The following is a 23,462-nucleotide window of genomic DNA, read 5'->3' as shown; positions in this document are numbered from 1 at the left end:
AACGTCAAGAACTTAAGAGGTTTGGCCATTACAGTATATCAACGTATCTTCGTTAATCCCTTCTCTGACGTTAGTTTACCGGTACTATCGTCAAGTGGCATGGGATTAACGGAAGTGGCAGGATAAATAGCAGCTAACTAACATAATCCTTACAGGATTTCGTTGTGTGACGAGTTAAGCAGTACAGAGTTGCAAATAAAATTCACCACTGTTGCATGGGGAAAATGTTTTGCAAAAGTGAGGAATTTTCACTTGCAAAAAACAGAATGACGACAATTAACGTCAAGTACTGTTACTTGACGACTATCACGATAAATACTGTAACCATTTTAAGCCATAGAATCGAAGGGTTATGACCTATGGAAAGAGGGGTGGAAAATGATGGCTAGAAGGATGGATGTGTTAAATGCACAACAAAAAAGAGCAGCTGAAATTTTAGCAACAAATGATTACCACCAGTTAAGCATGGGACAAGTGGCAGAAGAAGTCGGCATCAGTCAGGCCACTTTGTACCGTTGGAAAAATGATAAACACTTTATCAGATACCAAAACGAAGTGGCAGAGAGATGGATGGAACAGTTCTTAGCCGAGACTTACGTCCACTTAAAAGGCATGGTACGTACTGGCCGTTCTGAAAGTGCCAAGGTTAAAGCTATTGAGTTAGTGTTAAAGAACCGTGGCAAGTTAACTGACGTTCAAAAGGTTGAGGCTACCGTTGAGGATAGACGTTCCAATGCGGCTATCGCTGAAGAAATTGAAGAACTTAAAAAGCAGTTAGAAGAATAATACGGCAATTTCGTATATCCTTGACGATATACGAAGGAAATCCTATAATTTAAGTACGGAAACCCAGTAAAAAGACCTCCGTAACTACTGGATTTTACTTCGTATATCGGAAAGGAAGTTGACATCGTTGTTTGACATCTATTTGGACAAACTGAAAAGAGAGGGTAAGTCTGACCTGACCATCCGGCAATACCGTTCAAGCCTGGCAAGATTCCAGAACTGGTTTGAGGCAGAAGGGGTAGGAAGGGGGGACGGGGGTACTACCGGCATAGGGCAAGCTACAGCAATAGACATATCACATTTTAAAAGATTTGCTGTCAGAAATTTCAAGCCTAATACCGTCAAACAATCACTCTCTCACCTTCGTTCCTACTTTCAGTTCCTTGTTTCACAAAACATAATACCCGATAACCCTGTTCAATTCGTGGCTACCATAACCACAGCTAAAACAACTCCCAAGTGGCTTACACGGACTGAACAGAACACTATAATCCGGTACGTTAGGAAATATGGAGACCTCCGTGAACTCACCATGACAACCCTGTTACTCCATACCGGCCTTCGGGTACAGGAACTGGCTGATTTACGGTTGGTTGACATTGAAATTGGCGAAAGAAAGGGTAAAGTTATCGTAAGACAGGGTAAGCATGACCGTCACAGAGAAATACCACTTAATGCTGACGTGAGACACTTGCTGAAAAAATATCTGACGGAGTACAGCATAAGTGCCTATTTGTTCCCTTCTAAAACCGGGGATAAAATGACTACCCGGAATATACAGTACATCATGGAGAAATATCGTAAACTTACCGGTATTGACCATTTCAATTGCCATGCTTTAAGACATACTTTTTGCCATGAGTTAGTCACACGTAAAATATCTTTGGATGTTGTGGCAAGACTGGCCGGACATATGAGGACTGATGGAACTCCGAACATTCAACAAACACTCGTATATACACAGCCAGGGGAAGAGGATTTACAGAGAGCTGTGGAAGAATTGAGTTGGAGATAAATAGAGGGATTTCTAAGAAATCTGTTTAAGCTAAGCCCTAATACGAAAGACTAAAAGCAATAAAACAAATGAATTTTAAATATATTCTTTAGGGGTTAGATTAGGATGGAAAATTTGTTCTGGTCTATTATGCTTTGGTTACTGGTTTTTTTATTAATCCCTATTCAAAGAGTTAAAAAGCTATGGCCAGTAGCAGTTATATCTTTTATTTGGTTATTTATCTTGGAGTATATATTTACATACCTCGGTTATTACCGATTTGTAAATGGGTTCGCTTATATTGCTAGTATACCGTTATTTCATATGGTTGGTGGGGCTGCAGGAGGAATACTTTTAGTAAATTGGATGCAAAGAAATCCTTTATATAAAATATTACTAATAAGTCTTTTTAGTGGACTGCTGAGTATTTCTGAGTATATTATGGTTTATTTTGGAGCTTTTAAACATCTACATGATTTTAATTTTCTTATAAGCTATGTTTTAAATATTGCCGGATTATCTTTTCTTACGTGGTTTTCAATTGCAGCTGTAGGTGAAGACACGATATACAAAGGTAACAAGACAAGATATGATAAAAAAATATCTTTATCTGACAAGCGATGAGGATTTTGCTAAGTTCATGATGAACATTTCAAATTCTATATGGTTACATTTTGTAACTCTAAAAACTAGCCAGTTGGGGGAACAAAGTGGCAAAGTACTGTATAACTAAGCAATTCACAATGAAAACTAAAATCACCGAAAGAACATTAGCCGTATCCGAAGCCTTTGGCATCTCATTAGACGATGAATTCACATTTACCATATATGATAACTTAAAACTCGATATATCCCAGGGGAATATCATCTACATAACCGGTGATTCCGGCAGTGGTAAATCAATACTGCTAAAAGAACTCCGTCAGCAATATCCCAATGCCGTAGCAACAAATGAACTACAAATAGAACCTGACACTGTAATCATTGATGGTGTAGGCCAAAACATTGACCAGGCTATATATTACCTAACACTGGTTGGACTTAACGATGCTTTCATCTTTCTCCGTAAATATAAGGAGTTATCTGACGGTCAGAAATACCGTTACCAACTGGCCAAGCTGCTGGAAACAACAGCAGATGCTTACTTCATAGATGAATTCTGTGCCTTACTTGACCGGGAGACAGCTAAAGTAGTAGCTTTTAACATGCAGAAGATTTGCCGAAAGTTTAACAAAACTCTAGTAGTGGCAACCACTCACAATGATTTAAAAGATGACCTACAACCAAATATTCTTATCCGTAAAGGGCTAGAGAAAGAGGTAGCCCTTTTTTATTTGCCTGTTACCGAACCCCTTCAATGTTCTCTAATCAAAAACCTAAAGCTGCAAGATGGAACCCTTGATGACTACAAAACCCTTTCCCGTTTCCATTATCGTTCTGGTAAAGTCACAGTACCACAGAAAATATATAAGTACACAAACGGCGAAGAAACAACCGGTGTTATAATATATTGCTACACTTATCTGGCTTTAGCCGGACGTAATCAATTTACCCAGAGATATAAAGCTGCCACAAGTGAAGTTGCAAGGCTACTAAACCAAGAAGTGGCACTGATAAGCCGGGTAGTCCTACACCCGAAATACCGTGGAATTGGCCTTGGTTCAAAATTAATCAAAGATACTCTACCGTTAACCGGCAAGAGGTACGTTGAAATGTTGACTACAATGGGAAACTTTAATCCCTTTGCTGAAAAAGCTGGTATGACTAAAGTTGATTACACCAGCAATGATCGTTTTAAAAAAATCCGTTCACAGCTACAACTGTTAGGTTGGGATATGGTATTAGCCAACTCCCGGCAGTATAACTTACAGAAACTAAACGAACTCGATGAAGCCACATATAAACTCATAGCTGACCCAATCGTTAAAAAAGTCCGTCAAGCCAAAGACGGTGGGGTGCAGGGAGTTAACCCTAACAAGAAGAAAGCCAGTGATAGGACGGCAGATGAATATACCAAAGAAGAAGTGGCAGCAATGATAAAAGAAATCCTTCCTAAAAACCGGATATATTACATCTGGGAAAACCCTGAATGGTCGGCAAGCTAGGTAAACCAAGTATCGGCATTATAATCTAATAAGTGGCAAAAAGTTGAAGAAAGTGGCAGTTTATCCTTGATAATTCCTCCTTTCCGTAATATAATAATTTCAGAACAAGGAACCAATAAAAACGGACAACATGGAGGATGACACTAATGGCAATGAACACACTAAAAAGCTTCAACTTTAACGAGAACCGTACCTTCGGAGTAGAAATTGAATTCAATGGAATCAGTTCTGAAACAGCTATCCAGGCTATAAGAACAGCAGGAATCACAATCTACAAAGAAGGCTACAACCACTCAACCAGACCTCATTGGAAATTAGTTACCGATGCATCCGTGAACAACAGAGGAACAGGCTTAGCCAGAGGGGGTTGGGAAGTAGTAAGCCCAAAATTAACTGGCAAGCAGGGATTAGTCGAATTAGCTACCGTTATGAAGGCACTTGACCAAGCCGGTGCTAAAGTTGACAGAAGTTGTGGATTGCATGTACACCATGATGTTACCGATTACCAGGTCAAAGACTTCCAGAATATCTACTACATCTACTACAAATTTGAAAACTACTTCGATTCCGTAGTACCGGCCAGCAGGAGAGGGAGCCATAATATCTACTGCAAGGGAATTAACAAAGAAATAATTGAATCAGTTGAAAAGGCAAGAACCATAAACGACTTAAGGCATAGCCTCCCAGACCGTTACCTGAAATTAAATTTCCAGTCCTACTTCAGACATGAAACCATTGAATTTCGCCAGCATAGTGGCACTGTAGATGCAGACAAAGCAACTAACTGGGTAATGTTTACACAATCGATAGTTGAAAGAGCAAAGCTTGAAACTATAAGATTAGCTAAAAAAGACCATGACCGTGATGCAGTAACAAACTTCAACCATGAAAGAAGACTTAGAAGAACCTTATTCGGTGAAGTTACCCGTGAAAGCCTGGAAAACGAATATGGCCAAGCAATTAAATTCCAGATTAAACGTCGCCAGCATTTTGAATCCCAGGCAGCCTAATAGAATAAAGGGTCGGGTTGTAATAGCCCGACTCTCCATATATAATAAATTAACCGGAAGGGGAATAATAATAGTGGCACAATCAGCTAAAAAGGAAAGGTTGTTAAAAATGCTTATAGCTACCTTTATAGATGGGTTAGTCTTAGAGGGTAAAACCTATGAGGAATTAGTGAGAAAACTTCGTAGTACATCTTTTAAACCGGGAAAAGACGTTAAAGAATACATGAAGGACACCCAAAGAAGGGTACAGTTCCAGACCGGCAAAGAAATTTCCTATACTGACTATGAAAGCTTTATTCTTGAACTCGTAAGGGTAGAAATTATTACAAACCTCAAAATACAAGAATAACTAAGACGTGGAATAAAATCCCGTCTTTTTTCTTTTCTGTCCTTGAAATTTACCCTATTCCGTAATATAATATACATATAAAACATTTACAGGCAACTTCAGGAGGTTTGACATAATGAAAAGACTGCTGCAACTATATTACTTCGCTTACGGTTCCAATCTTCATAAAGAACAAATGCAAAATAGATGTCCTGACAGCATACCAATTGCCAAGGCAACGTTGGCAGATTATGAGTTAACCTTTAAGGGGAACTGGAGAGGAAACGGGGTAGCTGACATACAGCCAAAAGATGGTGACTCTGTAACAGGTGCAATATACAAAGTATCAAAATTTGACCGTGAATCACTTGACCGTTATGAAGGTTATCCCCGGCTGTATAACAGGCATGTTATCGAAGTTGTCAGAGAAGATACCGGGGAGATAGTTAAAGCCTTTGTTTATCGTATGCTTGACCACTATATGCTGACACCTCCGGGGGAAGCATATTTCAGTATAATTGCCGATGGTTATAGTGATTGGGGAATAGATATCAAAAACCTTGAAACGGCAAACTTTAAACTTAATCTAGTTTAAGAAAATATATCAGTAAAAATTTAGTTTAATGTTACTTATTCTAAAAGCAATGTTATTATGGTATTATTTAATTATGAGAAGGGGGGTTAATATTATGTTGAAACAAATAAATCCAATTGATTTATCTAGGCATGTCATTAAGTATGTTAATGATAAAGGCCATGAAGTAAGTCATTTGAAATTGCAAAAACTAATATATTATGTTGATGCATGGCATAATGTTTATTTTAACCAACCTTTAATTGAAGATCAATTTGAAGCATGGATGCATGGCCCGGTAGTTCGTAATATCTGGAATTACTTTAGAGATAAATCAGTTTTATATGACCCAATTAAATTAGAGGAAGGTTATTTTGATATATCTGAATACATTAGCAGTGAACAATTAGAACTGATAAATGATGTTTTAGATGAATATGGGGATAAAACAGCATATTATTTAGAGTGCCTAACTCATTCTGAAGAACCATGGCGAAGAGCAAGACTTGGTTATGCTCCAAGTGATAAATGTGAAGCCGTAATATATAAAGATTTGATAAAGCAATTCTATGGGAGCATGCTTTATGGCAAAAATACCGAAGACTAAAAAACAAAGAAGTTTGTTTACAGGATTATCAAACAATAACAAAGCAAAACAGGATGAACAAGATTCAAATAGCATGTTTCTATTTAGTTTAAAAGATTTAGACAGGGAACAAGGGCAATCGTTAATTGAGTGGGAAAAGGAAGGAATTCTTGCCAGAGCTTTTGAATTAATAAGGAATTATTGCTGTTCTACACTTACATCACAGTCTAATACCGATAAATTTACAGTATATGGTGATTTTCCTCCTAAAAATGTTACTGAATTTTTCCACCCTAAACACATTCCAGATGATGCATTATGGGCAAGAATTCATATAACTGGTAAGCAATGTATTATCGGTCATGTTGTCAGAAATGTTTTTTATGTAGTCTTTTTAGATAAAGACCACGAGTTTTATAAATCCAAACTAAAACATACTTAATTAAGAATACTTATAGGACGTGCCAGGATCGCTTTGGTACGTCTTTATTATTTTGCATAAGCAAATACATTACCGTTAAATCCATACTTAAAAGGGACATATTTACCGAAGCCTGGTGACGTGTTAGGGGTGAAATAGTATTGACATTTTAGACCAACGACAAAGACGTGAACGGATTCTATTGCTGGATAAAAGGATAAATCTGTATGAAAACATAAAAGACACCACAGAACTAGATGAAGAACAGTGGGAAAACTATCTCTCTGACTTAAAAGAAATTGTAAGATTAAAAAGAATAGACCGTTCGGAATCAGATGTTTTGTATTTCATGTATGAATATTTTTCTGACAGCAAAAACCCGGCAAATGAACAAAATTTAATACCTGCTGGTGTAAGTTTAGCTATTGCCCCTAATTTTCACCGTGATTTATGTGGAATCCTCGATGAAGTATCCAGTCTAAATCCGACAGCCAGGATAGGGTGGGCTGCACCCAGGGGTCATGCTAAGTCTGCCTACCTCTCCAACTGCTTCCCTGTACACCAAATATGCTTTAGATTAAGACGGTACATTCTGATTATCTCCGAGACCGACACTTCAGCCAAGAAATTCATTGAGTGGATAGCCATGCAGCTAAAATTTAATCTAAAGCTAAGAGAAGACTTCGGGGAACTGCTTTCACCCAAAAAATCTTTAAATGACCGTGACAATCAGGAAGCATTTCTCACAAAAAACGGTGTTCTGGTAGAAGCTGCTTCGATGGGTAAGCAGTTAAGGGGTAAAAGAAACGGTTCCTACCGGCCAGACCTGGTAATATGTGATGACCTGGAGAGTTCCAAAAATACAAATACCCCTGAATTGAGAGAAAAGAATATTCACTGGTTTAACTCAGTTGTTATGCCAATAGGTGACCCTGACAGAACTGCTTTTATCTACATGGGTACGATAGTCCACGGCTCTGGTCTACTGATCAGTGTTTTAAAACGTGCCGACTTTGAAAGCAGGATTTACTCAGCCATAGTAAACCCACCGGATAGGGAAGATCTCTGGCAGAAATTTGAGAGTATTTACCGTGACCAGGAAAATGAAAACCGGCTGGAAGATGCTTTAGCTTTCTACCATGCCAATACTGATGAAATGGATAAAGGTGTTAAAGTGTTATGGTCAGGCCGGTTCTCTTATGCCAAGCTTATGATGGAAAAGGTTAATATTGGCTCCAGGGCTTTCGGTTCTGAATACATGAATAATCCGATTGACGAAGATACACAGATATTCAGGCCGTCAATTTACACATATTTTGATTACAGTGATTTAAAAGACAGAAGAGGCAGGAATTTACCGTTAGATTACTTCTCAGCCTGGGACATAGCCTTCGGCAAAAATAACAGAAGTGATTACAATGCCATAGTAACAGTGGCAAGAGACAGAATAACCGGCATCATTTTCTGTATTGATACCTGGTCAAAAAAATGTCCGGCACATGAAGCCTTAAATGTGGCAGTAGAAAAAATACGACAGTACAGGCCAAAGGTCTTTGCCGTTGAAACAGTTCAAGCTCAGATTGATTTCTTCCGTCAACTTCGTGACCGTCTTCCCCAAGAAAAAATCTACTACACCAAAATCAAAGCTGTTACCAGCAAAACCCGTAAAGAAGAAAGAATCGAATCACTGGAGCCACTTTTAGAAAACGGTATATTACGACTAATGAAACATCAAAGGCTGCTACTCGAAATGCTGGAACAGTTCCCCACACATGACCATGATGACTTACCGGATGCATTGCAGATGGCTGTTGAACTTTGTGGAGGTGGTAGAAGAAAAACTTATCACCAGAAGCCAAAAGGGTTGTAAAAAGTGTCGCCAGCTAACTATATAAGTAAGGGGTGATGCCATGTTTGCTATTGGTGGATACTACCCTCCACCTTCCCACAGGGAAAGAATCAAACGATACAGAGAGAATAAAAAGCTGTTCTTAGGCCAGCATTACGATGTATTTAAAAAAGTCCAAGACCGGCTTACTTCAAGACAAAACGAAATAGTGTATATATCAGCAAACCTGCCGGGGATTATCTGCAAGAAGTCGGCAGATTTTTTATTTGGTGAAGCTCCCGTTTTCTCAGCCGGTAAAGAGGATAATTCCCTTGAACAAGTGAAAATTGACCAATTAGTGGCAGATAACGACCTTAATATAACCAATTATGAAAGTGCCATTGGCAATGCTTACCGTGGAGACAGTTTTTATAAAATCCGTTACGGCCAGATGTACGGTGGTTTAATTGATGTAAGTATTGACCCGTTTCGAGTATTTATCGAACCCCAAAATGCTGAGTATGTCTTTCCCGAAACAATACCGGGAGATGCCAATAAAATAATTGCTTATCACATTGCTTACCCGTTACTGGTCAAAGACAGTGACGATGAAAAATGGATATTAAATGTTGAATCACATTACCCCGGCTTAATCAAATACAGCAAGTGGAGATTAAACCCTTTGGTTATCACGGTTGACAATGAAATAACGGAATGGGGTATATCAGCAGAAATATATTCAGCCGAAAACACTGTAGAAACAGGAGTACCTTTCCCCCTAGTAGTACACATCCCTAACTTCGCCACTGACGAAGACTGGCAGGGTATTGATGACATCTCCGAAAACAAAGGACTGTTTGACGAAATAAACCACCGTCTTTCTCAGATTGCTACCATTTTAGATAAACATGCAGACCCAGCCATTGCTGTTCCCACTGGCACACTGGGAGAAGACGAACAGGGTAACCCGGTATTCCGTGTTGGCATTGATAAAGTATTTGAAATGCTGGGTAAAGATGATATTGTACCTCAATACATCACCTGGGATGGCCAGTTACAGGCAGCATTTATGGAATTGGAAAAATTAATCGATATTCTGTTAATTAACTCTGAGATACCGGCAGTGGCACTGGGTAAAGGTGATTCCGGCACCAGTGGTTCATCTGGACTGTCAATCAAGTGGCGAATGAATTCACTGTTAGCCAAGATTAACCGTAAAAGACAGTATTATGACAAAGGGTTAAAGCAGATTTTACTCATTGCCCAGCTATTAGAACAAAGCCGTCAAACAATAGATTACACAGTTACCATACCGAAAATTAAATTTAATGATGGTTTACCTGATGATGAAACGGAAATGGCAAACATCATGGCTATTCGTACTGCCGGTAAAGCCACGGTATCACAGAAATCAGCTATAATGTGGCTGGATAATCTGACTGAAGAACAGGCTGACATTGAACTAAAAAGAATTCAAGATGAAGAAGACTCAATGTTAGCAGCAGACCCTACTGCATTTAATGTAGAAGCCTCCGTAGGTGGCAGCTAATGCGAACTATACCGGAACTCAGTTATGAACGGGATGAACAAAGATTAATTAACTATTACAAAAAAGCATTGCAAAAAATAGCTTACGAACTCAGAGGAATTACCAACGGAATAGAAATGTCACATGCTACCTCACTGTTAAATCAGATAGCTTATATTTTAAACGAATTGAACAACCAAACACAGCAGTGGACAGAGGAGACAGTAACACAGGCTTTTATAGATGGACAGGCTGGTACAATATGGACAATCGGAGAAGCAGCTTCACTTGCCGAAGCTGCCAGTCTAGCTTCCTTTTCACTTCTGGCAAGAGATACGGTTGAATCTTTAATAAATGATACCTATACCGATTTACTCATGGCAACACAAAACACGGAGAGAAAAATAAAGCAGCTTGTCAGAAGTGTTGTCAGTGACACCATGAGACTCAGAACAATTGAACAGCTTGGCCGGAGAACACAAAGAAATGAAATTGTAGATAAACTCACCCGGCAAGGATTATCAAGAAGACTTGAATCTGAAGCTTGGGTAGGCATAGTAGATAAAGCAGGGAGAAGGTGGAACTTATCAACTTATGCTGAGATGGTAGTTAGAACCAAACTACAACAGTCACACATTGAAGGGGTAAGGGTAGAGTCACTGGAAAGAGGTGTTGACCTGGCCGTTATTTCTTCTCACGGTGCCAAAGATGCTTGCCGTAATTATGAGGGTATGGTTATTTCTATGAACGGTGTAACACCTGGTTATAAGACATATCGGGAGTTAAGGCAGAGTGGCAAAATATTTCATCCAAACTGCAAACATCATATATCGCCATTACGAAATATATCGTTACTACCCAAATCAGTCTTGGTAAAGCATAAACAAAAACCCCAAACTTTATAAATCAAATGGTGGTACATCAATTTTTAAATCAGGTTCATTGTGAATAAATGTTACCTGGAGAGTACCAGCAATATCAAAATCGTCATTAACATACTTTTGCTGGTTGCTACATTCCTCCAATAATGCTTTGCTTTCCTCATATAATTCAAGGCCAGTATCTAACAATGATGCATAGAGTTTGTCTATGTTATTCGTAGGAACTTCAAAAAGTATATTGATTAGCCTGTTGGAAAACATTTTAAAGTTAAGTATCCAGGCTCCACTATTAGATATAGCGGTATTAACTTTACTAATCATATCATGCCTATCTTCTCTCGTTTGACCGTTGATTCTAATAAATCTTGGCATCATAATTTACCAACTCCCGGTTTGATGTTCCCACTATATCTAGTATACCACAAATTAATTGTATTACAGGTAATAAAGGGAGGCTTCGAAATGGTTGATGCAATCAATAATCAGAACACAGGGAACGAACAAAATACATCTACCGAGAAAAACATGGAAAATAGGAGTCAAACCAACCAGCAGGAAGATATGATTCCCAAATCAAGTTTTGAGGAAGTTAACCAGAAATATAAGGACATACAGGCTAAACTTGAGTCACTGCTGGCTGAGAAAGAAAAAGCTGACACTGAAAAAGTAAAGGCAGACAAGAAAGCCAAAGAAGAACAAGGCAAATATGAAGAACTTTATAAGACGGCCAATGAGGAACTGGTAAAGGTAAAAGACAGCTACAAGTCCACCAGTGTTCGTGTACAGGAATTAGAAACTGTAATCAATGGCTTACTGGAAGCAAAGCTGGCTGATGTACCCAAAGAGTTTCACGATTTAGTTCCTGCCAATTTAACCCCGGAAGCAAAGTTATCCTGGTTATCAAATGCCGAAAGCAAAGGACTTTTCAAATCTGTATCACAAAAGAAAAATGAACCAGTGGGGGAGAATACTAACCCTGGCAGTAGCCAAACCAAAGACTTAAACAGTTTGGACGGTATTTCTCCCCGTAAGGTAGATGTCGGCCAGATGTCCCATGATTACTTTACCAAAAGACTGGCTGATGCTTCAGTAGATGTTAATGCTAATGCCAATGAGGAACTTTCAGCCAATAATTATCAAGCCGAAGTTACCAAAGGGATATTAAAACTCGAAGGTTATTACCTGCTTTGGCGATACTCAAAAAAGAGATTTGGAACAAGAAGGGCTAACGAGTTAATTAAAGCTATTTGGAATGGCGAGTTATATTTTCACGATGCTTCAGGCTACGGAGTACAATTGCCTTATTGTTTTGCTTATTCAACAGCTAATTTAATGACTGAAGGCAGAATGTATGGTCAGTTATACAGTTTACCACCCAACCGTTCTGATTCCTTTGTAGCCCAGGTTATTGAAACGACAATGGATTTAAGTCAAGAGTTTGTGGGTGCTGTAGCTCCCGGTGATTTTATCGTAAACCTATGCTGGTACTTAGAACGTGAAGGTATTGATACCGAAAGCAGCGAGGGTAGAAAGTATATTGAAAATCTCTGGCAAAAATTTATTCATGTGATGAATAACAAATTTAGAGTATCTGGTCAGAGTCCGTTCACTAACGTGAGTATTTTTGACCGAGAGAATTTAAAAAAACTGTTTACAGATTACCGTTACCCGGATGGCAGTGAGGTAAATATTGATTACATCATGGATGTTCAAAAAATCATAGCAGAATTCTTTTCAAAGGGAGACCCGTCAACTGGATTGCCGTATAGATTTCCGGTAATGACTGTTAACTTATCTGTTGACGAAAATAGAAACCCTCTGGATTTAGATTTTCTTGACTTTGTGGCAAAAACAAATACCCAACTTGGTATTTACAATATCTACATCAACGAGGGAAGTAAAATAGCAATGTGTTGCAGATTTTCCCCTTCAACAAATCAAAGAATGAACTACCGTGTTGACACCTTTGGCAACGGTGGCTTAAATATTGGGTCTCATAGAGTGGTAACAATAAATTTTCCGAGGATAGCAATGGAAGCTAAGTCAAGAGAAGATTTCTTCAATATTCTTGACAGTCGTACAAAAATGGCAAAAGACTTACTTTTAGTTCATCGTGAGGAAATCTTACGAAGAAGAGTGGAAAGAGGATTTTTAAAATTCTTTAACCCGTTGAAGTGGTTTAATCTGGACATGCTTTTTTCTACAATCGGGATTCACGGTTTATATGAAATGTGCCACTTCTTAGGATTTGACATGGAAAACCTGGCAGGTCAAGATTTCACAGAAGCAGTGTTAAAAAAGATTGAGGATTATGCCTTGGCATTTAGTAAAGAAACTGGCCACAGCTTTAACACCGAGGAAATACCTGCTGAATCAACTGCAGTAACTTTGGCAAAAAAAGACCGGATAATATATGGCGAAGATAAACAGCCATTTGCCTTATACAGCAACCAGTATATACCCCTGATAGCTGACATGGACACTATTGACCGTATTAAATTAACCGGCAGGTTTATGAAGTATGTCTCCGGTGGTGGTATCTTACACCTTAACGTTCAAGACCGTGTAACCAACCCTGACACCATGAAAAAGTTAATTCTAATGTGTTTAAAAGAAGGAGTAGAACATTTTGCAGTTAACTATGGTTTCGGAATTTGTTCAGAAGGTCACACATCAATAGTGGGTAATGGCAAAGTTTGTCCGATATGTGGTAAACCCATAGATGATTATTTAACCAGGGTGATAGGTTATTTCTCAAAAACTTCATCATGGGGAGATGTAAGAAAAAATTATGAGTTTGAGAGAAGAAGATTTAACCAGACTGCTTAAGGGGGGAGACAGCAATGACTAACACAAATAATCTGGTTCTCGTCAAAAAACTTCATAATGATGCAATCATTCCTAAAAGGCAAACAGAACTGTCAAGTGGTTTAGATTTACACTGTCTTGATGTAGTTACTGTTAATGGTATAAAAGATATGTATGATAACGGTTTTACATTTTATGAACTTGACCCAGGTGAAAGGGTATTGGTTAGAACCGGTCTGGCTTTACAAATGAACCCTGGCATGGAGGCACAGATAAGACCGAGAAGTGGTCTGGCTATAAAACATGGGATAACTGTGTTAAATAGTCCTGCCACTTTAGACAGTGATTACAGATCGGATATAGGGGTTATCCTTGTAAACCACAGCAAAGATATTTTTACAATAACAAAAGGTGACAGAATTGCACAGTTAGTATTTCAACCGATTTTGCATTATGTAAACTTGCAGGAAACTTCGAAGCTGACATCAACGGGAAGGGGAGAGGGAGGCTATGGTCATACGGGATAAAGGAATGTTTTATTTGATTGTTTCAATAGCTTTACTGCTACTTTACTGGTATATGATGGGCTTTGATTATCATACGGTTAAGGAATTATCGGGGAGGTTGGTTTATTGGCAAATATAAAGAGATATAAAGTTACCTTGGGTGTCAGTGTACTTATAGCAAATCTATTAATTGCAATTCCAGTCCAAGCATTTTCCTGGTCTAATGTTGAGTTTGACGGTAGAGGTTGGAGTACAAAGCAGCCTGAAGAATCAAACCCGATAAAAGTACTTTCTTATTACACACAACGAATGAGTTACACCGTTAAAAAAAATGATACCTTATGGAAGATATCTCGGCAGTTAGGAACTTCAGTTGATTCCTTACCCTAGTTTGGCGACATATATTGCCAAACCCTGTAATACCAAGGCCTAAAGGGTATCTACTTAAAAAAGTGTAGTCCCAACACTTTTTTAAGAAAAGTCGACTTAACTCTTGATTATATAAGGTTTTTGGGTATAATTATTGTAGTCCCAATAATAATGGAGGGCTACAATGTTTCTAAAAAAATCGATTTTCAAACGAAACAATAAAATATACTGTCATTATAAAATAGTAGAATCCTATCGTGAAGACGGAAAGGTTAAACACCGCATTTTATTTAACGTCGGCACATTGTCAGATGAACAGGCCGAACGTTTACGAATTACTCTAAATGCTCATAACAATCCAGATATTATTGTTTCAAAACCGGAACAAATTGTTGTGACCAAGCATGCTGCATATCTTGATGTAGCAGTACTAAACCATTTATGGCACGAGTGGCATTTTCATCAATTCTTTTCAAAAGATCAGTGGGTAGAAGCACTTGTAATTAACCGATGTATCGACCCAAAAGCGAAAATTAATATCAAGGATTGGATGGAGAAAACAGTTATTCCTGCCTATTTGGGTATCGATGATCCTACCAAACTTGATAAATTTGAAGTTTATCGTACTCTTGACAGATTGCATAAATCAGAAGGTGAACTACAAACGTTCCTTTTCCATCAGATAAAAAACCGATGGCCACATACAGAGAATGCGTTTTTTTATGACATCACCTCATCTTACTTGACGGGCAGTCGTTGTGTAATCGCTAAACTTGGTTACTCCAGAGATCACCGACCCGATTGCGAACAAATAGTAATTGCCCTGATGATTACTCCTGAGGGGTATCCTTTTTACTGGCGTGTTATGCCGGGAAACACTCAGGACATCACAACAATTAAGCCTTTGATTGAGGATGTTAAAGCTCGCTTTGCACTAAAAAACTGTACCATGGTATTTGATCGTGGTATGGTATCTACAGACAACATTGTTGCGTTGGAATGCGAAAAATGGACGTATGTTTCTGCAATGGATCGGGATGAGATTAAAAAAGCAGATTTTTTCAATACAGCATTACCGGAATCAGTTACCCCAGATAATTATGAACAAATTATGGTCATGCAAGAGTTTCTCCCCTTTGACGAAAACGCTTTTTTATATTATCGCGAGTTTATAATTGATGATAGACGTTATATCCTGACCTTTGACGTGGCTCGTTTTTTTGATGAACATCATGCACAATTAAATAATGTTGCCTATTTTGTTCAATGGCTAACCGTTAAAAATCAGTCACTCCGTGAAGCTAAAAAGAAACGTTGTCAAAGTTTGCTTGAACGGGAAGTTGCCGCTATGCTGAAGCGTAAACATTTAAAAAAATGGGTATCCGTCAATATTGAACCATATGATTTTGAAGTTATCAATAAACGGGGTAACTCACGAACCATTCAATCCTTTCAACTGTCGTACACGATTAATACCGTGGCACAAAAAAATGAGCAAAGAATTCATGGTATTACATGCTTTATTACCAATTTGGATGTTACATCACATACAGCAATTGACATTATTCAATGGTATCGTCGCAAAAACAAAGTTGAAGAAGCATTCCATGAAATTAAAGATCATCTAGATTTAAGACCAATTTACCTTACCCGAGAACAAAGGGTTATGGCACATGTAATAATTTGTGTATTGGCATACTTCATTTTCAATGACATAGAGTACCGGTTAAAGCAAAATGATCTGGCTTATTCTACTGAAGAAGTTATTGGTACCCTAAGAGAATGTCTGGTTAATCGTCTTGCCATTCAACAAACAAATCGTTCTTGGTTGAGTATTACGCAACCTTCATCTCAATTAAAGGAGATTCTCCATGCGTTGAAATGTGAGGTTGTTATTGATAAAAAGCGTGTCGAACCAGTTCTAAAAGCAGCGGAGTGTTGGTTGTAGGGACAACACTCTTAAACCTATAGGGCTCAAGCCCTTGTCATATCTGCATTTGGCAAATTATGTCGCCAAACTAGGGTCCTTAAAAAAGATTAATAACTTATCAAGTGATTACATCTATCCGGGGGAGTTACTGTATTATGATAAAGAAATCAATCAGTCAGACAATCAACAAAATTATAACCAGACTGATATTGACCTAATAGCCAGAACAGTATATGCCGAAAGCAGGGGAGAACCATACTCAGGACAGGTGGCAGTGGCAGCAGTTGTTTTAAACCGGGTAAAAAGTTCTGATTTCCCTAAAAAAGTAGTTGACGTAATATACCAGCCTTGGGCCTTTTCAAGTGTGATGGATGGACAGATTTACTTAACACCTAATTCAACAGCATATTTGGCAACATACGATGCTGTTAAAGGTCTCGACCCTTCTTACGGTGCTTTGTTTTTCTTTAACCCTGACACTTCAACCAGCAGTTGGATTTGGACAAGACCTCAAACTGTAAAAATCGGTAATCACATCTTTGCCAAATAACTGATAGGAGAGTGGAATAATGAAAGTATTACTGATAGAGTACACATCACCACTTGCCGTTATAAAAGCTACAGCAATGCCTTATCAAAGCAAAGAAAGTATAGATGTTGTAAGCCGTGTATGGAACAGTGGTCACAGAAGTATTGCCAGACACGGCATGGCTTCTTTTCTTGTGGAAGGTGTTAGTCAAAGCTTACTCAGACAATTAAGCCGTCATCCTCATATTAATTTGACCGTTAAATCATCACGTTTCTGTAATATGGATGAAGTTAATAATGCTGTACCACCGTTTATTAGCTTGACTGACCGTTTTGAGTATAACGATGACTATGAAACAATAATGAAAATATATCATAAGTGGTCAGAAAAAGACGGTTACAATAACCGTGAACAGAGGAACGAACTGGCAAAGCTAATGTTACCGTTAGGAAGTACCACAGACCTTGTATTATCCGGCAATTATCAAGCTTTGTACGAATTCCTACAGCTAAGACTCTGTGAAAGAGCGGAGTGGGAGATTAGACAACTGGCCAATAGATTAAAATATATACTGTCAGAAATTATGCCGGTTATATTTAAGGAATTGAACTGTAAGGGTAATGAATTAGGCTATTGTCCAGAAATTCACGGTTCATGTGGTAAACACATGGTAAAACAGAAAGTGGGTTAGTACAGGTTTTTAAATTACTCCTATGCAAAGTGTCTTAAAAAATTTCCTTAATGTCAGTCCAACCGTAGGAAGTTATTTCGGCTTCAAAATACTTGAAATCGAATTGCTTACAATCTACTTTTTCTCCTTGGTGTAATTCATAAAACTTCCGATAATTATTATCAGATAACACCCAAACTATAACTGAATAAATGTCTAGTTGCTTAAAATTACTCATAATTGCCTTAATGAGAGAACTTCCTATACCTTTATTTTGATAACTTTCTAAAACATATATTGCATAAATTTCTCCCTTATAAATAGGATTTGATGTTCTTTCATGACCTGCAGCTGCAAAACCAACTATATTTTGGTTTTCGTCTTCAGCTATGTAGACAAAAGAATTATGAAACGGAAATTCCCTCCAACCTTTTTCTCGTTCTTCATAGGTTAGACTATTTAAGTAGTCATCAGGTATAATTCCACGATAAGTTGTTTTCCAAGTATCAACAGTAACCTTTGCTATGGCAGATACATCACTGATAGTGGCCGTTCTGATTAACATGGCAAACACTCTCCTTGTTATTAAACAGAATCCTAAATCATTGATGATTCAAACAACAATAACGTTTCACAGTAACACGTGGACGTTATTGTTTCACTTCTTCAAAACGAATCAATTCACTAATATCCTTGATATTTAAAGCTTCTGCAACTCTCACTAAATGCTCCGTATTAATAACCGATCTCCTGTTATTAGCAAATTCACTAATAGCAGCAGGTCTGAGTCCGGTTAACTCCACCAGTTCTTTCTGTGTCATTCCTCTTTCGAATAAAATTTGTTTCAATCTTACAGTAAATTTTAAAGGCATGATATTCCTCCATGGTGATTACTGTTTAACGTAATCCTATTATATATAAATATTTTTACGAAATCAAGTAATTGCAGTGTCACAAATGAATTTTAATTACGGAATGTAATAGTAGAGGGTTATTTAAGGGGGGGACACAAGACATGACAGCAAACCCTTATAACCGGTACAGGATGGACTACCGGACAACAGAACAATTTGCCAGGGATATTAAAAACGGTTCAAAAGCTGAAAGGGTAATTATTGATTGGTATGTTGAGTATTACCGGAAAAAGTATGGAGAAAATCTCACCGTTTTAGATAATGGTTGTGATAACATCGGTAAGCTTTTGAGTTTATCGAAGGTTAACAGCAAAGCTGATTTTTTAGTTAACGGCAAGCCAGTCGAGGTTAAGTTAAATAAACATTATTTAACGATATTTCACTTTAAGGTTGACCAGTTAAACAGTTATCTAAAGCAAGAGGCTGTGGTTCTTTGGGTTAACGGTTATGAAACTGATAATCCGGTCTTTACTGTTATCAAAAAAATAGACATGGAACGTATTAAGAAAGTAAAGATACCTATTTATTTTCTACCGTGGGGTGGGAAATTGTGTTACGAACTTAAGGCAAAAGAATTTGATTGGACAAGTTTTAAGGGAGGCAAATCTGATGAGTGGAGTTATAGATTATCGTGATGTAATGACCAGGTATCAAAAGGAACTTGATGATTTTCTAAATGAGATGGATGAACTGGCAAAGTTTAACGGAACGAGTTTAGAAGAAGAACTGGAATGTCTTGACCCAATAGAATTGCAATACTTCGAGAGACTGGAAAAAAGATTGGCTAAGCTGCAGCAGTGGGATGCAGTAAATGAAAATAATAAAGCCGGACAAAGCAAAAAAAGAAAGGGGAATAGTAAAAAGAATGAGGATAGCAGTAACAGGTAAAATGAGAAGTGGTAAAGACACAGTGGGTGATTATCTTGTTAGAAAGCATAACTTTAAAAAGTTTGCTTTTGGTGATGCTATCCGGTCAATATGCCAAGAACTGTTTCCCGAAACTTTGGTAAAAGGTAAACCACGATACTTATATCAAGCTGTAGGACAAGGTATGAGGACAATTGAAACTGATGTTTGGATTAATAAGCTATTTAAGCAGTTAAATAAGGAATCACCCGGAACCAATTTAGTTCTTACGGATCTAAGGCAACAAAATGAATATATGGCTTTAAAGCAGAATGGCTTTATCATTGTACGGGTGAATTCTAGGCTGGATAACAGAATTAGAAGAATGAATGACAGTGGTGATAACTTTTCTATGGCAGATATAAAGCATGAGACAGAACAATTAATTGATTCCTTTTCTGTTGATTATCAGATTAATAATGACGGTACACTGGATGAACTGTACCAACAGATAGAACAGAAATTGAGGGAGGTATGTAGTAGTGGCCGGGTTCAAAGTGGACATGGCAACAAAGATGAAAAAGTTGGATGATAGATTTCCGATTGATACGAAAAAAGGTGTTCATGCCTTGTTTTCACAAATTCATCATGTCAGGGAAAGCAGATTTATCAGGGGTGATTATGAAGCCAGTGTCTTGCTGTTAGACTTTGAGAAATCAATGACAGAGGCTAATTTAACTGACCGACAAAAGCAAGTTATTTATCTGGTTTTCGAAAAAGATTTAACCCAACAGCAAGTGGCCAGGATACTAAATATTTCACAACAGGCAGTCAGTGACCATGTTAACAGTGTGGTTCACAAGATAGCAATGGTTAACAAAGGCAAGGAGGAAAGTTACTGTGAATGTTTACAGCAGCAAATTCCGGCATGATATGGATTATAAGGCAGCTTTTAAAGACGAGGTTAGTTTACTTATCAAAAATAAAATGCCGTTACCCTGGCGAATTAAAGCAGTACAGGACATTACGGATGCTTATGTTGAATCAATCAAAGAGTTGCCAGATAGTAACCAGTTAACTGAACTGGCTAATTATATATTAATGGATGACCTGGCCAATAAACTGTCAGATAAAGTGGCCAAAACAGAATATCCGGTTTTGGGTCAAGAACAGCTACAACTCAGAGATAATAGGGAACAAGTAAAAGCCGAGTTATCGGGATATACATCAAATAAAAAGCATATGTTGAACGGACGGAAAAAGAAGTATTGTAATGGAGGTAATGTAAGTTGACAGTATTTGCAGGAGTACTGCTTACAGTCAGTTTTTACCGTTCGATATATTTTGTTATTAATAATGTCTGGCCAGTCTATGATACCACAGTGATGATTTTTTGTTTGAAGTTCTTGGGATTAATTTAATAAGAGAGGGGAAAATCCCTCTCTTTGATTAAATAATCTGACTGTAGCCGATACGGTTAACTACTTTTTGATTATCATCATCCCAGGCCAATGCTGCAATTTTATCTTCCTTAACGTCCTTCTCAAACATTTTTGGAACAGCTATACTAAAGACTCTCAAACTCCATGCATGTGCATCCTGTTCTTTATTAAGACCACGTTTTTGTTTGTCGCCGGTAAATTGTAGGTGGTGACGGAGTTCATGTAGGAAGCTGACTATGCTGGTATTGCCGAGTTTAATTGTATTAGCTGAAGGGACGTAACAGGCATAGGCTCCGAGGGGTACATTCTGGGTTATGATTTTAACAGGGGATACGTTGTAAATCCGGCAGATATTTTCAGCCAAAGATTTAAGCATGGTGAATCTTTCGGTGTTGGATTCTTTTTTGTAGTAGCCGTTTTTTATAATTTGATTGACCAGTGTGGTTACTTCGGGTTTAACTGTGATAGATTCGTGAATAGGGTTAGTTATTGTCATAGTGATTGGCCTCCTGGTGGTATTTATATGTTTATTATATTACGGAATACAGTAAGCTTCAAGGAGGAAATAATTATAATATATTTGATGATACTGTAATTATTGTTGAATGATATTTTAAGTTAGAAGACAATTATTGAGTCAAATGGTAATATTCCTCAACCTAAATGGTGGAAGAAATGTTTTGCTTAGCATATTTTTTATGTTATGATGAATACGTGCAGGTCACTTGAACTCCAGTCACATTTTACTTTGTTAAAGTCAAGTGTTCGAATGAACTGAAAATAGTCTTTCATCATTGAATATGCTGCAGGCCAGGTGGCACAAGGGTTTCAGCTCGGAGATACTCTTGTGGTCGTTCTTTCGGACGGTGGGTTCGACTCCCCCCGCCTCCACCAAGTAGACAAACCTACTTTTTTAACTTAGTTAAAAGTGGGTTTGTCTTTTTTTATGCCCTTAAATTGTAAAAAGCGAAGGATTACTGCTCGGCAATTCAAATCGTAACATAAATTACCGTAGGTTTGGGCCGCTGGTGAAATTATAAACCCACAAATAATAATGTTTAAGGATGCCTTCTATGAAAATTCCTTATGGTTTTACTGTAGATAATCATGGCAAGGTTACTGTTGAAAAAACGCAAGCGCAAGTTATACAGATGATTTTTAGAGAATACCTTAACGGCAATAGCCTTGGAGGGTTGGCAAGAATGCTGGAAAGCCGGGCTATTCCCTCACCATCAGGAAATAAGTGTTGGGGGCGGGCCGCGATTGATAAGCTATTGTTCAGTTCAAAGTATGTTCCGCTCATTATTAGCTTGGAACTGTATACCGCAGTACAATTTGAAAAAGCGGCGCGCTCAAATCAAGAACTGCGTAATAACGGAAGCACACAGCGGAAGGCCACTCGGTATAATTCACAGAATGTACTGAGCGGCCTTTTGATTTGTGCGGAGTGCGGCGCGAATTACCGCAGAATCACACGTGCCTCCGGAGAAGTGGTATGGCGTTGTGCAAACCGTGTGGAACGTAGAAGCTGCACACAGTCCCTATCAATTGCCGAGCAAGATATAATCCTGTTGGTTTGCAATGAGCTTAGCATGCATACTTTTGATGCGGAGCATGTCAGAAATTCGCTGAATCAAATCCTGATCAATCATTTCGAAACGCTCTCTTTTGAGCATAAACATATGCAACGGTTTTCAATTCTCTGATCAGCGCTATGCAAACTCCCTCGAACAAAAGTATTATATAAATATATTCAGGTTTTGTTTTAATGGGAGATGAGTATGTTGACTGAGGAAGAAAGAGCAGAAGCTATTTGGACATATTGCATAGCAAGAGAAAAAGTCTTAAAGCGTCTGGTTGAGAAAAATATCATGCCTCAATATCTCGCGGATACGCTTTCCGAAAGGATGCTTGAGCAGCTGAATGTAAATGACATACCCGGATTTCGCCGATCATCAGTCGGTGAAGCTATGATTGCGAAGCGCATTCAAATTGCTTTTCCGGATAACACCTATATGTCACTGACCGAGATAGCCCGGCAGAAAGATACGGAAGTGCCAAGTTATGTCATTCAAAGCTGGCTGCGCAACTATGGAACAATTGAATTCCTTCGTTTGTGGGAGAAAGAGAGTAATCCAAAATTCGTAGATGAAGAATGTACGGCGTTAATCGAAAGAATGAAATCCAGCTCTTTTACACTGACGCTTAAGCAGTGGATTGCCAATACAGGTGCGGTAGGGATTACATCGAAGCAGGGCAAAAACGGCGGTACCTTTGCCCATCCGGACATTGCCTGTGAGTTCAGCATGTGGATTGATCCAGCATATAGGCTAGATGTCGTCAAGAAGTTTCGCATGGCAAGCATAGAGAAATAGTTACTTTGTGTGATTGCTATATCAAGTAGGCT

Annotated in this window: 29 protein-coding genes; 25 read left to right on the top strand and 4 right to left on the bottom strand. The window is 38.2% G+C overall.

Annotation, left to right across the window (positions count from 1 at the left end):
- Positions 1-378: 378 nt before the first annotated feature.
- The 12 genes from DTOX_RS18975 to DTOX_RS18920 all read left to right on the top strand — a co-directional run bounded on the left by DTOX_RS18975 (position 379) and on the right by DTOX_RS18920 (position 11,065).
- Positions 379-786 (top strand): phBC6A51 family helix-turn-helix protein, encoded by a 408-nt coding sequence (locus tag DTOX_RS18975; RefSeq protein ID WP_015759287.1) that lies wholly within the window; start codon positions 379-381, stop codon positions 784-786.
- Between the two features lie 127 nt (positions 787-913).
- Positions 914-1,801, top strand: coding sequence for a tyrosine-type recombinase/integrase (locus DTOX_RS18970; RefSeq protein ID WP_015759286.1), 888 nt, complete (start codon positions 914-916; stop codon positions 1,799-1,801).
- A 105-nt stretch (positions 1,802-1,906) separates the two neighbouring features.
- The gene (locus DTOX_RS18965; protein WP_015759285.1) at positions 1,907-2,404 is read left to right on the top strand and encodes a hypothetical protein; all 498 of its coding nucleotides are present in this window, start codon (positions 1,907-1,909) and stop codon (positions 2,402-2,404) included.
- A gap of 86 nt (positions 2,405-2,490) precedes the next feature.
- Entirely contained in the window at positions 2,491-3,885 is a 1,395-nt protein-coding gene (locus DTOX_RS18960; protein ID WP_015759284.1) for an ATP-binding cassette domain-containing protein, read from the top strand.
- Positions 3,886-4,031: 146 nt separating this feature from the next.
- The gene (locus DTOX_RS18955; protein ID WP_015759283.1) at positions 4,032-4,895 is read left to right on the top strand and encodes an amidoligase family protein; all 864 of its coding nucleotides are present in this window, start codon (positions 4,032-4,034) and stop codon (positions 4,893-4,895) included.
- Between the two features lie 73 nt (positions 4,896-4,968).
- Complete coding sequence (locus tag DTOX_RS18950; protein WP_042316253.1) at positions 4,969-5,244, top strand: hypothetical protein; 276 nt, start codon at positions 4,969-4,971, stop codon at positions 5,242-5,244.
- Positions 5,245-5,359: 115 nt separating this feature from the next.
- The gene (locus DTOX_RS18945; protein ID WP_015759281.1) at positions 5,360-5,818 is read left to right on the top strand and encodes a gamma-glutamylcyclotransferase family protein; all 459 of its coding nucleotides are present in this window, start codon (positions 5,360-5,362) and stop codon (positions 5,816-5,818) included.
- 94 nt (positions 5,819-5,912) lie between these two features.
- A complete protein-coding gene (locus DTOX_RS18940) occupies positions 5,913-6,404 on the top strand; it encodes a Panacea domain-containing protein (RefSeq protein WP_015759280.1) in 492 nt (163 codons plus the stop codon).
- Complete coding sequence (locus DTOX_RS21735; RefSeq protein WP_015759279.1) at positions 6,382-6,825, top strand: hypothetical protein; 444 nt, start codon at positions 6,382-6,384, stop codon at positions 6,823-6,825. The genes DTOX_RS18940 and DTOX_RS21735 overlap by 23 nt, the downstream gene beginning before the upstream one ends.
- Before the next feature lie 181 nt (positions 6,826-7,006).
- Positions 7,007-8,674 (top strand): phage terminase large subunit, encoded by a 1,668-nt coding sequence (gene terL / locus DTOX_RS18930; protein WP_015759278.1) that lies wholly within the window; start codon positions 7,007-7,009, stop codon positions 8,672-8,674.
- 40 nt (positions 8,675-8,714) lie between these two features.
- Positions 8,715-10,181 (top strand): phage portal protein, encoded by a 1,467-nt coding sequence (locus tag DTOX_RS18925; RefSeq protein WP_015759277.1) that lies wholly within the window; start codon positions 8,715-8,717, stop codon positions 10,179-10,181.
- Positions 10,181-11,065, top strand: a complete 885-nt coding sequence (locus DTOX_RS18920; RefSeq protein WP_015759276.1) for a phage minor capsid protein — start codon at positions 10,181-10,183, stop codon at positions 11,063-11,065. Before DTOX_RS18925 ends, DTOX_RS18920 begins: the two co-directional genes overlap by 1 nt.
- Here the strand turns inward: DTOX_RS18920 and DTOX_RS18915 are convergent.
- Positions 11,060-11,416: a hypothetical protein gene (locus DTOX_RS18915; protein WP_015759275.1), complete on the bottom strand. Its 357-nt coding sequence runs from the start codon at positions 11,414-11,416 to the stop codon at positions 11,060-11,062. The two genes, DTOX_RS18920 and DTOX_RS18915, sit on opposite strands and share 6 nt — an antisense overlap.
- Before the next feature lie 87 nt (positions 11,417-11,503).
- Between DTOX_RS18915 and DTOX_RS18910 the strand changes: the two genes are divergently transcribed.
- The 6 genes from DTOX_RS18910 to thyX all read left to right on the top strand — a co-directional run bounded on the left by DTOX_RS18910 (position 11,504) and on the right by thyX (position 17,874).
- A complete protein-coding gene (locus DTOX_RS18910; RefSeq protein WP_015759274.1) occupies positions 11,504-13,870 on the top strand; it encodes an anaerobic ribonucleoside-triphosphate reductase in 2,367 nt (788 codons plus the stop codon).
- A gap of 14 nt (positions 13,871-13,884) precedes the next feature.
- Complete coding sequence (gene dut / locus DTOX_RS18905; protein WP_015759273.1) at positions 13,885-14,376, top strand: dUTP diphosphatase; 492 nt, start codon at positions 13,885-13,887, stop codon at positions 14,374-14,376.
- A gap of 105 nt (positions 14,377-14,481) precedes the next feature.
- A complete protein-coding gene (locus tag DTOX_RS18900; RefSeq protein ID WP_042316249.1) occupies positions 14,482-14,745 on the top strand; it encodes a LysM peptidoglycan-binding domain-containing protein in 264 nt (87 codons plus the stop codon).
- 163 nt (positions 14,746-14,908) lie between these two features.
- Positions 14,909-16,672, top strand: a complete 1,764-nt coding sequence (locus DTOX_RS18895; RefSeq protein ID WP_015758390.1) for an IS1634 family transposase — start codon at positions 14,909-14,911, stop codon at positions 16,670-16,672.
- Positions 16,673-16,706: 34 nt separating this feature from the next.
- A complete protein-coding gene (locus DTOX_RS18890) occupies positions 16,707-17,204 on the top strand; it encodes a cell wall hydrolase (RefSeq protein ID WP_015759271.1) in 498 nt (165 codons plus the stop codon).
- Between the two features lie 19 nt (positions 17,205-17,223).
- Entirely contained in the window at positions 17,224-17,874 is a 651-nt protein-coding gene (gene thyX / locus DTOX_RS18885; RefSeq protein ID WP_015759270.1) for an FAD-dependent thymidylate synthase, read from the top strand.
- Positions 17,875-17,908: 34 nt separating this feature from the next.
- On the opposite strand, the gene DTOX_RS18880 is transcribed toward thyX, so the two are convergent.
- Both DTOX_RS18880 and DTOX_RS18875 read right to left on the bottom strand, forming a co-directional pair.
- A complete protein-coding gene (locus tag DTOX_RS18880; RefSeq protein WP_015759269.1) occupies positions 17,909-18,418 on the bottom strand; it encodes a GNAT family N-acetyltransferase in 510 nt (169 codons plus the stop codon).
- An 85-nt stretch (positions 18,419-18,503) separates the two neighbouring features.
- Complete coding sequence (locus DTOX_RS18875) at positions 18,504-18,725, bottom strand: helix-turn-helix domain-containing protein (RefSeq protein ID WP_015759268.1); 222 nt, start codon at positions 18,723-18,725, stop codon at positions 18,504-18,506.
- Positions 18,726-18,868: 143 nt separating this feature from the next.
- Here DTOX_RS18875 and DTOX_RS18870 point away from each other — a divergent pair, with 143 nt between their 5' ends.
- From DTOX_RS18870 to DTOX_RS22720, 5 genes are read left to right on the top strand one after another with little or no spacing between them, the layout of a single operon-like run.
- A complete protein-coding gene (locus tag DTOX_RS18870) occupies positions 18,869-19,402 on the top strand; it encodes a hypothetical protein (RefSeq protein WP_015759267.1) in 534 nt (177 codons plus the stop codon).
- On the top strand, positions 19,377-19,655 hold the full coding sequence (locus DTOX_RS18865; protein ID WP_015759266.1) for a hypothetical protein: 279 nt from the start codon (positions 19,377-19,379) through the stop codon (positions 19,653-19,655). Before DTOX_RS18870 ends, DTOX_RS18865 begins: the two co-directional genes overlap by 26 nt.
- The gene (locus tag DTOX_RS18860; protein ID WP_157863017.1) at positions 19,579-20,205 is read left to right on the top strand and encodes an AAA family ATPase; all 627 of its coding nucleotides are present in this window, start codon (positions 19,579-19,581) and stop codon (positions 20,203-20,205) included. Before DTOX_RS18865 ends, DTOX_RS18860 begins: the two co-directional genes overlap by 77 nt.
- Positions 20,156-20,545, top strand: coding sequence for a sigma factor-like helix-turn-helix DNA-binding protein (locus DTOX_RS18855; RefSeq protein ID WP_015759264.1), 390 nt, complete (start codon positions 20,156-20,158; stop codon positions 20,543-20,545). The genes DTOX_RS18860 and DTOX_RS18855 overlap by 50 nt, the downstream gene beginning before the upstream one ends.
- Positions 20,514-20,906 carry a hypothetical protein gene (locus tag DTOX_RS22720; RefSeq protein WP_015759263.1) on the top strand — a complete coding sequence of 131 codons (393 nt, stop codon included), beginning with the start codon at positions 20,514-20,516 and terminating at the stop codon, positions 20,904-20,906. Before DTOX_RS18855 ends, DTOX_RS22720 begins: the two co-directional genes overlap by 32 nt.
- A gap of 156 nt (positions 20,907-21,062) precedes the next feature.
- Here DTOX_RS22720 and DTOX_RS18845 read toward each other — a convergent pair whose 3' ends face one another.
- Positions 21,063-21,551, bottom strand: a complete 489-nt coding sequence (locus tag DTOX_RS18845) for a hypothetical protein (protein ID WP_015759261.1) — start codon at positions 21,549-21,551, stop codon at positions 21,063-21,065.
- A gap of 577 nt (positions 21,552-22,128) precedes the next feature.
- Between DTOX_RS18845 and DTOX_RS18840 the strand changes: the two genes are divergently transcribed.
- Complete coding sequence (locus DTOX_RS18840; RefSeq protein WP_015759260.1) at positions 22,129-22,761, top strand: recombinase zinc beta ribbon domain-containing protein; 633 nt, start codon at positions 22,129-22,131, stop codon at positions 22,759-22,761.
- Positions 22,762-22,836: 75 nt separating this feature from the next.
- Positions 22,837-23,430, top strand: coding sequence for a KilA-N domain-containing protein (locus DTOX_RS18835; RefSeq protein ID WP_015759259.1), 594 nt, complete (start codon positions 22,837-22,839; stop codon positions 23,428-23,430).
- Positions 23,431-23,462 lie beyond the last annotated feature (32 nt).

It is taken from the genome of Desulfofarcimen acetoxidans DSM 771 (genome assembly GCF_000024205.1).
Taxonomy (GTDB): domain Bacteria; phylum Bacillota; class Desulfotomaculia; order Desulfotomaculales; family Desulfofarciminaceae; genus Desulfofarcimen; species Desulfofarcimen acetoxidans.
This window is presented reverse-complemented; position numbering and strand designations above follow the sequence as displayed.